The sequence below is a fragment of the Desulfosoma caldarium genome, assembly GCF_003751385.1.
Classification (GTDB): Bacteria; Desulfobacterota; Syntrophobacteria; order Syntrophobacterales; family DSM-9756; genus Desulfosoma; species Desulfosoma caldarium.
Map to the genome: position 1 here is coordinate 153136 of NZ_RJVA01000013.1, position 14534 is coordinate 167669.

Here is a 14534-nt window from a genome sequence, read left to right on the forward strand (position 1 = left end):
TTCGTAACGGCGCCATGGCTGGGCCTTGAAGGGTGGCACCGGTTTTGCCCACATCTTTCGGGAAGCATTGATGGCCCAAAGACCCTGCGTACACAAGGAGGAGAGCCGTGGCCGTGCACGTTTTCATGCCCAAGTGGGGCCTGACCATGACCGAAGGAAAGATCACCCGCTGGTTCAAGCAGGAAGGAGACGCGGTGGTCAAAGGTGAGCCGCTCTTTGAAGTGGAGACGAGTAAGATCACCAACGTGGTGGAAGCGCCGGCCAGCGGCAGGGTGTACCGGATTTTGGTGCCGGCCGGAACAACCGTGCCGGTGAAGACGAGGGTGGCGGTGATTGCCGAAGAGGGGGATGAGCCGCAGAGGCTGCGTGCCGAGTCAGCGCCTGTTGAGGAAGCTGGGGTGGAAAAGGAAGTGGAGGCGGCTTCTAAGGGCGCTTTTGTGCAGGCGACGCCGGCGGCGCGGCGTTTGGCCAAGGAATGGGGGCTGGATCTGGCAGCCGTTACGGGATCCGGGCCGGAAGGGCGCGTGACCGAACAGGACGTGCGCCGTCACAGGGAAGCACTGACCGCGCAGCCGGCCGTGAGCCCGCAGGCGCAAGCCCTGGCGAACAAGGAAGGTATCGACCTTTCCACCGTTCAAGGGACGGGCGAAGGGGGCCGCATCACCAAGGCGGATGTATTGCGTGCCGCAGAAGCGAGGAAAAAGGCTCAGGCCGCTCCCGCCCCTCAAGGCTTTGAAGGAACCAGGGTGCTGCCGGGCACGGTGCTTCCCATGACCGGCATGCGTCGCCTCATTGCCGACAACATGATGGCAAGCCTGCACCAGTCAGCACAACTCACCGTGTTTGTGGAAGTGGACGTCACCGAACTGCTTCGCCTCAAGAACCTTGTGCATCAACGCTTCACGGCGCCCGAAGATCCCAAGGTCGGCACCAACGACCTGATCTGCTATGCCGTATGCCGGGCGCTTCGCCGGGTCCCCATCCTAAATTCCTGGCTCACAGAAGAGGGCATTCGCGTCCACGACGTCGTGAATTTGGGCATTGCCGTCGCCTTGCCTCAGGGGCTCATTGTGCCCAACGTGAAAAACGCCCACCAGAAGAGCCTTTTGGAACTGTCTCAAGAGATTAAGGACCTGGTGAGCAAGGCTCGAGAGAATCGCCTAAGCATCGACGAAATTCAGGGGGGAACCTTTACGGTCACCAATGTGAGCATGCTGGGAGTGGATGGTTTCACGCCCATCCTCAACCCGCCGGAAACAGGCATTTTGGGAGTGGGTCGTGCTATGGCCAAGCCTGCCGTGTTTCAGAACCAGATCGTCATTCGCCAGCTCATGACCCTGAGCTTGACCTTTGATCATCGTGTCACCGACGGGGCCCCGGCCATGACCTTTTTGAGAACCTTGGCGGATTTTCTGGAAGAACCCGCCACCTTGATCGCTTAGCACCGGGCATTCACCAGTAGACCGGCGGAGCGGCCCGGGGCACCAGGGGCCATGGCGCCTTGGGACATCGACGTAGCAAAAAGGGGCCAAACGCCGCCGAAGGACGGAGCGCATGAAAGGCAAGCGATTCATTGTGGAATTGGGCACGGGCGCGGATCTGCACGGTGAGGATGTGACAAAAGCCGCCTGCCGGGCGGTAAGGGACGCCATTGGAAGAAGCTGCCTGTGCGGGTTGGTGGAGATTCTGGGGCTTGAAAGGCTGGAGGAGGTTCAGGTGGAGATCCTCGTGGCCTGTCCCGATCCGGATCGTGTGGACCGAGAGGCCGTGGCGGCGGAAGTTCCCATCGGCCGCAAGACCGTTCGCGTGATGTTTGGGGGTATGACAGCCCCCGGCCTCTGCGTGGACCGTTTTGCTAAGGGTTGTGACCGGATCGTGGTGGCCAACGTGGCGCTTACCGTATCCGTGGACTCACAAAGAACGGGTGCCTGAGGCAACCCGCGGGGGAGGTGCACCATGAGTCTTAATGAAGAAAAACTGCTTCAGATGTACACCACCATGGTTAAGATTCGGGAATTTGAAAGCAAAGTCCAGGAGTTTTTCGCCGCAGGCAAGATCCCCGGTTTCGTCCATCTGTACATCGGCGAAGAGGCCGTAGCCACCGGCACCTGCGCCGTGTTGCGACCGGCGGATTACATCACCAGCACCCATCGAGGGCACGGGCATCTGATTGCCAAGGGTGGAGACCTCAAGAAAATGATGGCAGAACTCTTTGGAAAGAAGACAGGGTACTGCAAGGGCAAGGGAGGCTCCATGCACATTGCCGATGTGGATCTGGGGATTCTTGGGGCCAACGGCATCGTAGGCGGTGGAGGGCCCATTGCCAATGGAGCAGCCTTGGCAGCTCAGTACAGGGGTACGGACCAGGTGGCCGTGTGCTTTTTCGGAGACGGGGCCTCGAATCAGGGAACCACGCAAGAGGCCATGAACCTGGCCAGTGCCTGGAAACTTCCGGTGGTGTTCGTCAACGAAAACAACGGCTACGGTATTTCCTGTCCCACGTGCAAGTCGATGGCCGTGGCCGACATTGCGGACCGGGCCGCCGCCTATGACATGCCGGGCGTGGTAGTGGACGGCAATGATGTGGTGGCAGTCTACGAAGCGGTGGCGGAAGCCGTGGATCGAGCGCGCAAAGGCAACGGTCCATCGCTCATCGAATGCAAGACCTATCGGTGGTGTGGCCATTTTGAAGGCGACGCCTGCACGTACCGGGATGAGGAAGAGTTGCGCACATGGAAAGCCAAGGACCCTTTGGCACGCTTTCGAGAAAAACTCATGGACCAGGGGATCCTCACAGAGGACCGGGACCGAAAAATTCGGGAGACCATCGCCCAGGAGCTCCAAGAAGCCGTGCGGTTTGCAGAAGAGAGCCCACTTCCGGCGCCCGAAGAAGTCCTAGAAGACGTTTATGCCTAGGCGTCCCAACGCCGTGCCACCGCCATGCACTCAAAGGGTTGAAGGAGAAATGCCATGCCGACCAAGACCTATCTTCAGGCCATCAATGAAGCCCTTCGCCAGGAAATGGAGCGAGACTCCAACGTTTTCATCATGGGCGAGGACGTGGGGCCTTTTGGAGGATGCTTTGGGGTCACCAAGGGCCTGTACGAGCAGTTCGGGGAAAAACGGGTCAAGGATACGCCCATCACGGAAAGTGCCATCATCGGAGCGGCCACGGGAGCCGCGGCGGCGGGGCTGCGGCCCGTGTGCGAAATCATGTTTGTGGACTTTATAGGCGTTGCTCTGGATCAGCTGTTCAACCAGGCCGCCAAGATGCGCTACATGTTTGGCGGTAAAGCCAAGATTCCCATGGTGCTTCGAACCCCGCAAGGGGCGGGCATCGGGGCGGCGGCTCAGCATTCCCAAAGCCTGGAAGCCTGGTTCGCCCATGTGCCCGGCCTGAAAGTGGCCATGCCGGCCACCCCCTACGACGCCAAGGGCTTGCTCGTCACCGCCATTCGCGATGACAATCCCGTGGTGTTTCTGGAACACAAGCTACTTTACGGGCTGGAAGGCGAGGTGCCCGACGAGCTCTACAGCGTGCCGTTCGGCAAGGCCGAAGTACGGCGAAGCGGCAAGGACGTCACGGTGGTGGCCACGGCCAAAATGGTTCACACGGCCCTGGAAGCCGCCGAAGTCTTGGCCAAGGACGGCATTTCGGCCGAAGTCATCGACCCTCGAACCCTTGTGCCCTTTGATACGGCCACGGTGGTTGAGTCGGTGAAGAAAACCCACGGCCTGGTGGTGGTTCACGAAGCGGTGAAGCACGCCGGGTTCGGTGCTGAAATCGCCGCGCAGGTGGCCGAAATGGCCTTTGACTACCTGGACGGCCCCATCGTGCGGGTGGCCGCGCCGTTCACGCCGGTGCCTTTTTCTCCACCCCTGGAACAGGCCTTTCTGCCCGACGTGAACGACATTGTGGCGGCGGTGCGGAAAATTCGAGGCTGAACCCAATTGGCGTGCCGGCCCGATGCGGAAGATTTCCAAAAGCAAAGGAGGCTCATGTCCAGTGCCATTGGAATTGTGGCCAACCCGGCCTCCGGCAAAGATATTCGAAGGCTGGTGGCTCACGGCAGCGTGTTTGACAATCAAGAAAAGGTGCGCATTGTTCGGCGGATTCTCATGGGCCTGGAGGCTGCCGGAGTCCAAGATGTCTGGTACATGCCCGATGCCTACGCCATTGTGGATCGAGCCCTGCGAGGCTGCGCCGTGACCATGAATGTGAAAGCGATTCCCATGAGCGTTCAGGACAGCCAAGAAGATTCCATGAACGCCGCGGCGTGGATGGAAGCCCACGGCGTGGGCTGTGTGGTGGTTTTGGGAGGGGACGGGACATGCCGGGCTGTCGTTCGAGGCACGCGCGGCGTGCCCCTTCTTCCCCTGTCCACGGGGACCAACAACGTGTTTCCTCAGGTGCTGGAGGCCACCATCGTGGGGCTGGCAGCGGGCCTGGTGGCCACGGGCGCCGTGCCCTTGGACGAAGCGGGCTCCAAGGTTTCCTGCCTGGAAGTGCTTTGCGACGGCATGCCGGTGGATCTTGCGCTGGTAGATGTGGCGGTTTGCGAGGGTACTTTTATCGGCGCTCGCGCCATTTGGGAAGTGGATAAGGTTCGAGAACTGTTCCTCTCTCGATGCCGACCGGAATCCATCGGCCTGTCGGCTCTGGGAGGACAACTGGAAACCGTGGAGCCCGAAGAGCCGGCAGGGCTGCATATCAGAATGGGCGATGAAGGTCTTCGGGTTTCCGCGGCCGTTGCGCCGGGTCTGATCCGCACCGTGGCCGTCGCGCACTTCGAACGCATGGCACCGCAGGCGGTCTACCCCGTGAATGTGACCCGTGGCGTGTTGGCCCTGGATGGGGAAAGGGAGAGGGAAATCAAGCCGTCGGCGGCCGTGGGCGTGCGATTGAGCCTGGATGGTCCGTTTGTGGTCAATGTGGCGCGGGTCATGGCACGGGCTCGAGAAAGAGGCCTTTTTCTTTCAAGAACGTAGAGGTTTAGGCGGCCGCCGGCTTGGGATCCTTTGCCTGCCTGGCTCGCTCTTCGTGCGAGCGAAAGGGCTCGCACGCAGCCCCAGGCGCCAACAGGTTTAAAGCATGCGCGAAAGGAGAAAAAATGAGCGACGTTGTCAAAGCGGCCTTTCTTTTCGTTGCCCCCGAAGCGGACCCCGACGTGCACCGCCACTGGGTCAAAACCCCTAAAGTGCACCTTCTGGTGGTAGGGGTTGCCGATTACCGGCAGGCGGTGACGACGGCCAAGGTTTTGGTCGAAAAGGAAGGGATCAGCGCCCTCGAACTGTGCGGCGGATTTGGAAACCGAGGCACGGCCCTGGTGGCCGAAGCGGTGGGTGGATCGGTTCCCGTGGGCGTGGTCCGTTTCGACGCGCATCCGGGATTGGGTCACGTCAGAGGAGACACCCTCTTTTGAACGGAATGGCGGGACAAAAGCCTGAAGTGGTCTTGACCACTTCAAGGCTTGCCCTGTCTGCACTCAGCCGAACAGATCATCCAAGGCCTCAAAAACGTATTTCAGATACATGAGCTTAGGGGATCCTCCCATGGCCACGGCCATGAGGGCCGCCTGAAGAATCTGATCGCGAGAGGCGCCTGCGGCAGCGGCCGCTTCTACATGAATGGCGATGCACATGTCGCATTGTGACATCACGGAACAGGCCACAAGGATCAGTTCCTTGTCTCGATCGCTGAGGTCTCCTTTGAGCGCCATGGTCTTGGTGAATTCCAGGTACTTTTCGTAGACCTCGGGAACATGGTTTTGAATGTACGAAAAGGCCACACTCGCTTTTTCCGCCGTGTTCATGACATCTATCCTCCCTTCGTGAAATCGACCGGGAACGCAGCCCTTCAACCGTTGGCGCCTGCCATGTCACGGGGAGCAAAGAACGTGCTGAGCTGAAAACCCTGTCCCCGCGCCGTCAAAGCAAAAACCTTTTCTCGCCGTGAACAACAAGCTTTACGGGTTTCGGCATGTGCCAAACATGGACTTTCCCTGAGAGCGCGGGCCTCAGGCCCGCCAAAAAAACAGGCACCGCCTATCGATTCCCGAGGAAATGCAAATCCTCAAGGGGTTGTGGCTTCACCTTGTTGGACACAGGCCTTTTGCGGTCTGACGGCCATATGTTCGGAAAATGAACAAAACCATTTGGGCCTGTTCCGGAATCGAACAGACATAGTTCTAGGTGAGGGCCTGCGCCAGTTCATGGGCAAAGAGGCCCTGAATGTAAAGCGATACCGGAAAGTTTTGAAGGAAAGCGGTGAGCTCGCGAACATCGTGCCGAAGGCCCACCAGTTGGGCTTCCAATCCTTCAACATCCTCGAAACCGAAGAAATCACCGAAGATGCGCGCATTGCGAATGATGCCTTTTTCCACCTCAAGGCACACTTCCAGCACACCGGCCGAGGTTTTGACCACCTTGTGAAAGGTGTAGGGCGGAGAGGTCCCGTAGTTCCATTCCCAGCGCCGGTACCGTTCGTCGGCGAGGCGTTCGATGGCTTCGTGGTCGAGCGATGAAAGGTTCACCGTGCGGGCCTTCATCTTTTTTTGCATGAAGCCATAGAGCCTTTCCATAAAAGCGTCCGCCGAAACAGGCGAAGGGAGGTGTTCTCGAATGTTGGTCACCCGCTTTCGTATGGATGGAATGCCCCGATCCTGATATTTCACGTCGCCTACGCGCAGAGCCTTTTCCAGGGTGTCCAGGTCCGAGTCAAAGAGCAGGGTTCCGTGGTGAAGAAGATGGTTGTGGCGCACGTACTGGGCGTTGCCTGAGATTTTTAGGCCATAAAGGCTCAGGTCGTTTCGACCGTCAAAGGCTGCGGGAACCCCCAGTTTCTGAAGGAATTCCAAAATGGGCGCCGTGAATTCATGAAAAGCTGCAGGCTTCTTTCCTTGGCCGGGCGCGATGAACGTGAAATTAACGTTTCCCAGGTCGTGGTAGACGGCTCCGCCGCCGCTCAGTCGTCGCACCACGGCAATGCCCTGGGTTTCCACGAATGGGCGATTGATTTGAGCGCACGTGTTTTGGTTGCGCCCCACGATGACCGATGCCCTGTTCCGCCACACCACAAAACAAGGCTCCGCAGCCTTTTCCAGAAGATATTCCTCCATGGCAAGATTCCACGGTGCTTCTGTGCCCTCATGAAAGATACCGATCACGGGTTGTGCCTTCCTCCTTTATCATGGTCTTGGCCGTCAAAAAGGCAAAGAATGTGCCGACCAAGGGTCTCCGTGTCATGCTTGGTGCGTAAAAGGGAACCCAAGGAAAGGGATTGAAAAAGTTCCTGGGCCTGGGCCAAAGGTCGGTGTAGATTACGCGGTGTTTTGGTCCATACGCTGCGCCGTCAAAGGACACGAAAGGGGTACATGAATATTTTCGTTCTCGATCTGGATCCGGTAAAGTGTGTCCGCTATCATTGTGATCAGCACGTGATCAAGATGATTCTGGAAAGTGTTCAAATCATCTGCACGGCTCTGAACAAAAAGGGCCTGAACACGCCCTATAAGCCCACGCATAGGAAACATCCGTGTGTGCTGTGGGCCGAAGAATCTTACGACAATGTGCGGTGGCTCATGCGTTTGACGCGGGCCCTCAATCGCGAATACAAATACCGATACCGAAAATCGACGGATCATGCTTCCGTGCGCATTCTGGACCAAGTCAAAGGGCTGCGCTTTCCGTCCGTGGGCCTGACGCCTTTTGCGCAGGCCATGCCCGACAAGTATAAAGTGCCCGGAGATCCCGTCACGGCCTATCGGCGTTTTTATGTGGGAGAAAAATTGCGGTTTGCCACCTGGACACGCCGGCGAAAGCCCCCGTGGCTTCAAGAATATGTGTGCCTTCTTCCCGAGCCCGCTCTGAGTACAAGGGCGGTTTCAAAGGCCACACGGCTGCCCCAGTGATGGAAAGCACACGGGCGACGCCGCAACACGAAATGGACTGGGCCATGGATCGAGTCCTTTGGGGAAAGGGCGAAAAGCCTGTCTAATGGCTTCTGAAGTACCCTAATGGCCAGGGGCTGATCACCGTCGCCACGGGTACCGGCAAGACCTTTTCCTTGCTGGTACTGGCTGAAGGGTTTTCGCGACACGGCGTGCCTGTGTTCATTCACCTACCTTTTTTGATCCCGATTCGGGGAGGAGGCGAAACCCCTATGGGCCGCGCCCGAGATTGGCTTCGTCAGGCAGAAACGACCTTCTCTGGGCAGAGCACTCCTTTCGCGGAGGTTTTTTGCCCAGAGCTGCTTTATTTGTCAGCAGGCTGGCGAGAAAGCCTTAAAAGCTCTGTGCTTTCGCAAGGGTTTTGACATCATCAAGACCCATTCTGTTTACAAGATCATGACGGCCCTCGGTGTGGACGACGAGCTTTTGGAGCGGGCCAAATAGCTTGATCTTCATTACGTGTCCGGCCGATACCCGGATGCCTTTCCCGATGGCGCCCCTTTGAGATGCTGACGGCTAGGCAAGCGAAGGCTGCTTTTGGTGTCGGCGCGATGTATCGTGCAATGGGTTCAGCGGGAGATGCAGCCCGATGAGTGATTCGGACGTGCTCATGCGCAGCCGCCCTCCTGTGAGTGTCCTGGATTTTTCTCTGGAAGAGATCGTGGCTCGGCTGCGCCGTGCCTTGAAGGACCGAGGAGTTCTGGAAGCCTATATTTTCGGGTCCGTGGCGGCTGGGAATCCCCACGACTGGTCGGATGTGGACGTGATCCTTGTTGCCCCTTTACAAGAACCCTTCATCGAACGACCCCGTAAGTTCTGGGATCTGCTGGATCGTGGCTTTCCACTGGACATTCTTGTTTATACGCCGGAAGAATTTTCCCGGCTGTGGATCGAAGAATCGGGCTTTTGGCGCACCATCCGGGAAAACCACATTCGAATAATCTAAAATGGGCTGTGGCACGGCGCTCCCCTCCATTGGCATGCCCCTCAGAGTTCTGACCCTGCCGCCTTGATCCTCCAAACCTTTATCGGGCAAATTTTTTCTCGCTGCGAGCAAGGGCAATGAAAACGACAGGCTGTTTTTGATAGACCGTCCAGGACCGTGTTTAGCCGAGTTGCAGAAGAGCTTTGAGTTCCAAGGCGTTGTGCGGTGCGTGAGCTTGGTCGTCGTTATCGAAATAAATGTAGGCATCCCGATTCCATGACCGGATGCGGTCCGCCCAGGCCTCCAGTTCTTGGCGGCTATACCGAGACCGGTAGAGTTTTTGGCTTCCATGGAGTCGAACATAAACAAAGGAGGCGGTCACGGCTTCATGAAAAGGGTAGCGGCCCGCCGTGTCGGAAAGGCACAGGGCGATGTTCCGCGCTTCAAGGAGGCTGAAAAACGAATCCTGTAACCATGACGGGTGACGCACTTCCATGACATGCCGGGAGGAGGGATCGAGCCGGTCCAGAAAATCCCGAACCAGTCCATCATCATAGGCAAGGCTAGGGGGCAATTGGAGCAGGATCGGACCTAGCTTGTCGCCCAGTTTCGAAACGCACCGATAGAATCGAACCAAGGGTTCCTCCACATCCCTCAGGCGTTTGATGTGGGTGATGAAACGATTGGCCTTCACGGCCCAGCAAAAATCCTCTGGCGTCCTTTGCTTCCAGCCGTCAAAGGTCTCGGGTTTGGGCAGCCGATAAAAGGTGGCGTTCACTTCGACGGTGTCAAATTGCATGGCGTAAAAATCCAGCCACCGGGCCTTGGGCCAATCTTCCGGGTAGAACCGCCCTTTCCAGTGAGGGTAATTCCATCCCGAGGTGCCGATGCGAACACGCGCTTCCTGCATGGCCTCTTCGACCTCAAATACGAAAGGGTTAGGCCCTGAGGCCTAACCCCCTTGTTTTTGCTGGAGCCGGCGATGGGATTCGAACCCGCGACCTGCTGATTACGAATCAGCTGCTCTACCCCTGAGCTACGCCGGCCTGAGAAGCGGCAAGGCTTATAGCACGCTGCTTTTTGGGCGGTCAAGGTCAAATCGTGAGGGTTCCGGCCTGCGGCGAAGCGGCTCATTTCAAAAGACAGGGCGTGGGAGCGGCGTGAGCCGAACCTGGGTCTTTGGCGCTGCAAAAGTCTACAGAAAATTGGCAGCCACCGACGCGCCTTGCGGCGCTGCCACAGCACGGGGCTGTCGGTCGTCTTCTTGGGCCAGCTTCGAGAGAGTCGTCTGACCCGGCAGGCCTCCTCACGCTTTGACGGCCACGCACTTCATTTCGATCTGGGCCCCTCGGGGCAGGGCGCTCACCTGCACCACGGCTCGAGCTGGCTTGTGGTCTTGAAAGACCTCTTCATACAGGGCGTTGAAGGTCTGAAAATGGCCAAGGTCCGTCAAAAAAACATCCACGGCCACCACCTCGTTCATGGCGTACCCTGCCGCCTCAAGAATCCGCGCCACATTGTGCAGCACCTGGCGCGCCTGTGCATCGAAAGTTCCTTCCACCATTTGACCGGTTTCGGGGACCAAGGGAATCTGGCCACTCACGAAGAGCCACGGACCGGCCTGAACAGCTTGACTATAAGGGCCGATGGCCGCCGGCGCTTTCTTTGTTTCCACGAAACGCAAAGGCATGGGCTTTTCTCCCCTATCGAAGGCTCGAACTTGATCCAAGCGAGGCGACACCGCCATGGTGCGTGATACCATTCCTTGAGCTTTCACACGCAAGCCCTTGTAACACCGGAAAAGACGGTTGCCAAGGTGCTTGCATATCTTTAAGATGCCGTTTATGGACTTCGAAAGCTGTCGAAATCCTGGGTATCAAAGCTAACGCAAGATGACGGGGGACGAGTGGCTTCCATACCCGTAACAAAGATTCTCATGTACAGCCATGACACCTTTGGCTTGGGCCATATTCGCCGCACTTTGGCCATCGCTCGAAGCCTGCGCAAGCTTCCTGCCACCGTCCTCATCCTCACGGGCTCCCCACTTGTGGGCCGCTTCAAGATTCCTCGCCGCGTCGATTTCGTTCGCATTCCGGGCATGATCAAGATGACCAACGAGGAATATCTGCCTCTTTCCATGAAGCTGGAGGCCACCGAGGTTTTGGAGATTCGTAAGAGCATCATTCTGAGCGCGGCCCAGGCTTTTAGCCCGGATTTTTTTATTGTGGACAAGGCCCCTTTGGGCCTGAAGCGTGAAGTGGTGGACACGCTGCACTGGATGCGGGAGGACCTTCCGTCCTGCACGACCATTTTAGGGCTTCGCGACATCATGGACGAGGCCCAGGCGACCATCGAAGATTGGGAAAGCAAGGGCATTTATGGGGCCATGGAAGCCCTTTATGATGAAATCTGGGTTTACGGCCATCGATCCTTTTATGACCCGGTGCAGGAATACCGCATTCCGGATTCCGTAGCCCGCAAGATCACCTTTACCGGCTATATTCCGCGTCAGGTGCCATCTGCGGCGGAGGTGAAGCAGGTGCGGCGGGAATTGGGCTTGACAGACGACCAGAAGATGGTGCTCATGACCACCGGCGGCGGCGGAGACGGCTATCCCGTGGTCAACACCTTTCTCAAAGCCTTTGAACAGAACGTGGCCCCTGCGGGCATGAAGGCCGTGATCGTCACCGGGCCATTCCTTTCGCCCATGCATTATAAGGAAGTGGCCGGGCGATGCGAGACCCTGGGGTTTCAAATTCTTCGGTTTCACCGCTTCATGGAAGGGCTCATCGGAGCCGCCGACGTCATCGTCAGCATGGGCGGCTACAACACGGTGTGCGAAATCATCAGCCAAAGAAAACCTTTTTTGATCATTCCTCGAACTGTGCCGCGACAAGAGCAGCTCATTCGAGCGGAAGTTTTATACCGGCGTGGCTTTTGTGAATACCTGCATCCGGAGCGGCTGAGTCCTTTGGCCGTCTACCAAAAGGTTGAGCACCTTTTGGCCAACGGCACCGGCATGGCCGCCAAAGCGCAGGAATTTCCCTTTACGGCTCTGGAAGTCATTCGAGCGCGGGTTGCTGAATGCCACAAGGGAGCGCGAGTTCAATGGGCGTGAAAGCGGCGCGCGGCCATGGGGCTCCTCGGCTGGGCATGGTTCTCAAAGGCTACCCGCGCATTTCCGAATCGTTTATCAGTCAGGAAATTGCCCTTTTGGAATCCATGGGCATGCCCATTGAAATCTATTCCCTGCGGCGGCCTCGAGAGTCTTTTACCCACGAGAGTGTGCGCCGGATTCGCGCTTCGGTGACCTACCTTCCCGAATATGTGCTGCCGCACCCTCGAGCCATGATCGCCCCCAACCTGCGCCTGTGGGTTCGACTGGGCCCTCGGTACGTGCGAGGCTTTCGCGACGCTTTGCGCCGTGCTGTGGATCGGCGCACCTCGGCCACTCTGCGCCATTTTCTGCAAGGGGGGTATCTGGCCTACAATCGCTTGATGGGGCGCCCTGTGCGGCATCTGCACGCGCATTTTTGCCACACACCCACGTCGGTGGCTTTTTTTGCTTCCCAATTGAGCGGAGTGCCTTACAGTTTCACGGCGCACGCCAAGGACATTTACACCTCAGACCCCAATCAGCTGCGCCGCAAGATACAGCGGGCTCGCTTTGTGGTCACCTGCACGGCCTACAATGCGCGTTACCTACAATCCCTGCTGAACACGGGTGCTGGAGATGGCTCAAAGAACCGCTCCCTTGTTCCCATCCACACCATCTATCACGGCATCGACCTGCGTTTCTTCGCCTACGGCACGGACCCTTGGCCTGCGCCTCCCTTTCGCGTGCTCTCGGTGGGCCGACTGGTGCCCAAAAAAGGCTATGATGACCTTTTGAGAGCTTTGAAAATCCTGGAAACCTTGGGTGTCGATTTTCACTTCGACCACATCGGTTCCGGAGAGGACAAAGAGAAGATTCACGACCTGGCGCGACGCCTGGGACTGTGGCCTCGCGTCACCTTTCATGGAACGTTGCCTCACGAAAAGGTCATCGGCTTTTACCGCCGTTCCCATGTCTTTGTTCTGGCGTGCAAGACGGCGCCCAATGGCGATCGGGACGGCATTCCCAACGTGTTGGTGGAAGCCATGGCGGTGGGGCTTCCGGTGGTGAGTACGCGCCATGCGGCCATTGCGGAACTGGTAGAAGACCAGGTGACGGGAACTCTGGTGCCTCCCGCATCCCCTGACACTTTGGCCTGGGCCATCAAGGCCGTGCTGGAAGCCGGAACATCCCTGGAGGCTCAAAAGCGGGCCGCGCGCCGCACAGTGGAAACGCACTTTGACAGTCGGCGCTGTATTCAACCCCTGGAGGCACTCTTGCGAAAGGCTGTCGGTAATCCTTGAGAATCGCGTTCTATAGCCCCAACAAGCCCCTGGGGCATCCAGACCCTTCGGGCGATCAGACCATCGCCCAGGGGCTTGTGGAAGCGTTACATGGCGCTGGATATGCCTGCCGGGAGATGAGCCGCTTTCGTGCCCGATGGTTCTGGAGGGAAAAGGGCGGCTGGTCTCGAGCGGTGCAAGGGGTCGTAGAGGCCCTGCGCCAATCCAGAATCTGGCGGCCGCACTTGTGGCTGACGTACCATACCTACTACAAGGCTCCCGATGTGATCGGCCCGTGGCTTTCCCGGCTTTTGGGGATTCCCTATGTTCTCGTGCAGCCCATGTACGGCACAAAGCGCCGAAGGCGTGCTGAGACGCGGCCGGGTTTTTATCTGAACCGATGGGCTTTGCTGGGTGCTCATCTGGCCGTCATCAACAACCGAAACGATCTGGCGGCCCTGGAGCGCGTGGTGCCCTTGAATCGGTTAGCCTATGTGGCGCCTGGTATCTTTCCGGAAATGTTCGTGCGCTGTGAAGCGGCCCGCCGGACGGTGCGGGCGCACTGGGGCTTTGCCGCCCATGACCCGGTGCTGCTTGCCGTGGCGCGGTTTCGGCCGGGGGTGAAAAGAAAGAGCCTACACTTTCTTTTTCATGCCCTGGCCCGAATCGGGGACAATCCGAAACCCTGGCGCCTTGTGGTGGTGGGCGATGGACCCCTGGAAGCCGAAATGCATCGAACGGCCGCGCGGCGTCTGGGCCGGCGTGTGGTTTTTGTGGGGCGCGTGGCGCGCCGGGAGCTGCATGCCTATTACAGTGCCGGTGACCTTTTCGTTTTTCCGGGAATTAGAGAATCCCTAGGCATGGTGTACTTGGAAGCGCAGGCATGTGGTCTTCCGGTGGTGGCGTTGCGGGAAGGCGGCGTGGACCAGGTGGTGTGGGACGGCCTTACGGGTATTCTGATTCCCCGCCGGGATCCGGGGGCGTACGCCGAGGCGGTCAGAAATCTTTTGCAGGATGAGGCGCGGCGGCGCTTTTTGGGGTTGAAAGGGGTTCGGTACGTGGAGTGGTACCGGAACCTGCATCGACAGGTGCGCTATCTTGCGGGGTTACTGGAATCGCTGGTTTAGAAGGCGGCTTAAGGGCGGCTTGGTGGGGTGTTTTTCGGCGTCATCTTGAGGGGCCTTGCGGGTTGTCTTCCTGGGGAGCCCAAGCGTGGACGTTCACGTTATTTTCCTGGGAGCGCAATCCTGTGGCCCCACAGAAAGAAAAAGTGGGCGGGACAT

16 protein-coding genes, 1 tRNA gene and 1 pseudogene are annotated in these 14534 nt (G+C 58.3%); 13 read left to right on the plus strand and 5 right to left on the minus strand.

Annotated features, from left to right (window positions below; translation table 11 throughout):
* Positions 1 to 107 precede the first annotated feature (107 nt).
* From EDC27_RS11025 to EDC27_RS11050, 6 genes are all read left to right on the plus strand, one after another.
* Complete coding sequence (locus tag EDC27_RS11025) at positions 108 to 1442, plus strand: dihydrolipoamide acetyltransferase family protein (protein ID WP_123290678.1); 1335 nt, start codon at positions 108 to 110, stop codon at positions 1440 to 1442.
* Between the two features lie 112 nt (positions 1443 to 1554).
* Positions 1555 to 1932, plus strand: coding sequence for a Lin0512 family protein (locus EDC27_RS11030; protein WP_123290679.1), 378 nt, complete (start codon positions 1555 to 1557; stop codon positions 1930 to 1932).
* Positions 1933 to 1956: 24 nt separating this feature from the next.
* Positions 1957 to 2916 carry a thiamine pyrophosphate-dependent dehydrogenase E1 component subunit alpha gene (locus tag EDC27_RS11035; RefSeq protein WP_123290680.1) on the plus strand — a complete coding sequence of 320 codons (960 nt, stop codon included), beginning with the start codon at positions 1957 to 1959 and terminating at the stop codon, positions 2914 to 2916.
* Between the two features lie 54 nt (positions 2917 to 2970).
* Positions 2971 to 3945 (plus strand): alpha-ketoacid dehydrogenase subunit beta, encoded by a 975-nt coding sequence (locus EDC27_RS11040; RefSeq protein ID WP_123290681.1) that lies wholly within the window; start codon positions 2971 to 2973, stop codon positions 3943 to 3945.
* A gap of 54 nt (positions 3946 to 3999) precedes the next feature.
* Positions 4000 to 4989: an NAD(+)/NADH kinase gene (locus EDC27_RS11045; RefSeq protein ID WP_123290682.1), complete on the plus strand. Its 990-nt coding sequence runs from the start codon at positions 4000 to 4002 to the stop codon at positions 4987 to 4989.
* A gap of 122 nt (positions 4990 to 5111) precedes the next feature.
* A complete protein-coding gene (locus EDC27_RS11050) occupies positions 5112 to 5423 on the plus strand; it encodes a DUF6506 family protein (RefSeq protein WP_123290683.1) in 312 nt (103 codons plus the stop codon).
* 63 nt (positions 5424 to 5486) lie between these two features.
* Here EDC27_RS11050 and EDC27_RS11055 read toward each other — a convergent pair whose 3' ends face one another.
* Both EDC27_RS11055 and EDC27_RS11060 read right to left on the minus strand, forming a co-directional pair.
* Positions 5487 to 5813: a carboxymuconolactone decarboxylase family protein gene (locus EDC27_RS11055; RefSeq protein ID WP_123290684.1), complete on the minus strand. Its 327-nt coding sequence runs from the start codon at positions 5811 to 5813 to the stop codon at positions 5487 to 5489.
* Between the two features lie 375 nt (positions 5814 to 6188).
* Positions 6189 to 7166, minus strand: coding sequence for a lipoate--protein ligase (locus EDC27_RS11060; protein ID WP_211334875.1), 978 nt, complete (start codon positions 7164 to 7166; stop codon positions 6189 to 6191).
* A gap of 207 nt (positions 7167 to 7373) precedes the next feature.
* On the opposite strand from EDC27_RS11060, the gene EDC27_RS11065 reads away from it, so the two are divergent.
* The 4 genes and pseudogenes from EDC27_RS11065 (at position 7374) to EDC27_RS11080 (ending at position 8895) form a co-directional block, all read left to right on the plus strand.
* Positions 7374 to 7910, plus strand: coding sequence for a pyrimidine dimer DNA glycosylase/endonuclease V (locus EDC27_RS11065; protein ID WP_211334876.1), 537 nt, complete (start codon positions 7374 to 7376; stop codon positions 7908 to 7910).
* A 92-nt stretch (positions 7911 to 8002) separates the two neighbouring features.
* Positions 8003 to 8116: pseudogene (locus EDC27_RS16925) on the plus strand (helicase HerA-like domain-containing protein); the annotation flags it as partial.
* 139 nt (positions 8117 to 8255) lie between these two features.
* Positions 8256 to 8393: a HEPN domain-containing protein gene (locus EDC27_RS17080; protein ID WP_407923350.1), complete on the plus strand. Its 138-nt coding sequence runs from the start codon at positions 8256 to 8258 to the stop codon at positions 8391 to 8393.
* A gap of 145 nt (positions 8394 to 8538) precedes the next feature.
* On the plus strand, positions 8539 to 8895 hold the full coding sequence (locus EDC27_RS11080) for a nucleotidyltransferase domain-containing protein (RefSeq protein ID WP_123290686.1): 357 nt from the start codon (positions 8539 to 8541) through the stop codon (positions 8893 to 8895).
* A gap of 160 nt (positions 8896 to 9055) precedes the next feature.
* On the opposite strand, the gene EDC27_RS11085 is transcribed toward EDC27_RS11080, so the two are convergent.
* From EDC27_RS11085 to EDC27_RS11095, 3 genes are all read right to left on the minus strand, one after another.
* Positions 9056 to 9784 (minus strand): DUF72 domain-containing protein, encoded by a 729-nt coding sequence (locus EDC27_RS11085; RefSeq protein ID WP_123290687.1) that lies wholly within the window; start codon positions 9782 to 9784, stop codon positions 9056 to 9058.
* Positions 9785 to 9845: 61 nt separating this feature from the next.
* Positions 9846 to 9920: transfer RNA gene (locus EDC27_RS11090), tRNA-Thr, on the minus strand.
* 260 nt (positions 9921 to 10180) lie between these two features.
* On the minus strand, positions 10181 to 10564 hold the full coding sequence (locus EDC27_RS11095; protein ID WP_123290949.1) for a RidA family protein: 384 nt from the start codon (positions 10562 to 10564) through the stop codon (positions 10181 to 10183).
* A 216-nt stretch (positions 10565 to 10780) separates the two neighbouring features.
* On the opposite strand from EDC27_RS11095, the gene EDC27_RS11100 reads away from it, so the two are divergent.
* From EDC27_RS11100 to EDC27_RS11110, 3 genes are read left to right on the plus strand one after another with little or no spacing between them, the layout of a single operon-like run.
* A complete protein-coding gene (locus EDC27_RS11100) occupies positions 10781 to 11992 on the plus strand; it encodes a glycosyltransferase family protein (RefSeq protein ID WP_123290688.1) in 1212 nt (403 codons plus the stop codon).
* Entirely contained in the window at positions 11983 to 13272 is a 1290-nt protein-coding gene (locus EDC27_RS11105; protein ID WP_123290689.1) for a glycosyltransferase, read from the plus strand. The genes EDC27_RS11100 and EDC27_RS11105 overlap by 10 nt, the downstream gene beginning before the upstream one ends.
* Entirely contained in the window at positions 13269 to 14378 is a 1110-nt protein-coding gene (locus EDC27_RS11110; RefSeq protein ID WP_148045743.1) for a glycosyltransferase family 4 protein, read from the plus strand. The genes EDC27_RS11105 and EDC27_RS11110 overlap by 4 nt, the downstream gene beginning before the upstream one ends.
* Positions 14379 to 14534: the final 156 nt, after the last annotated feature.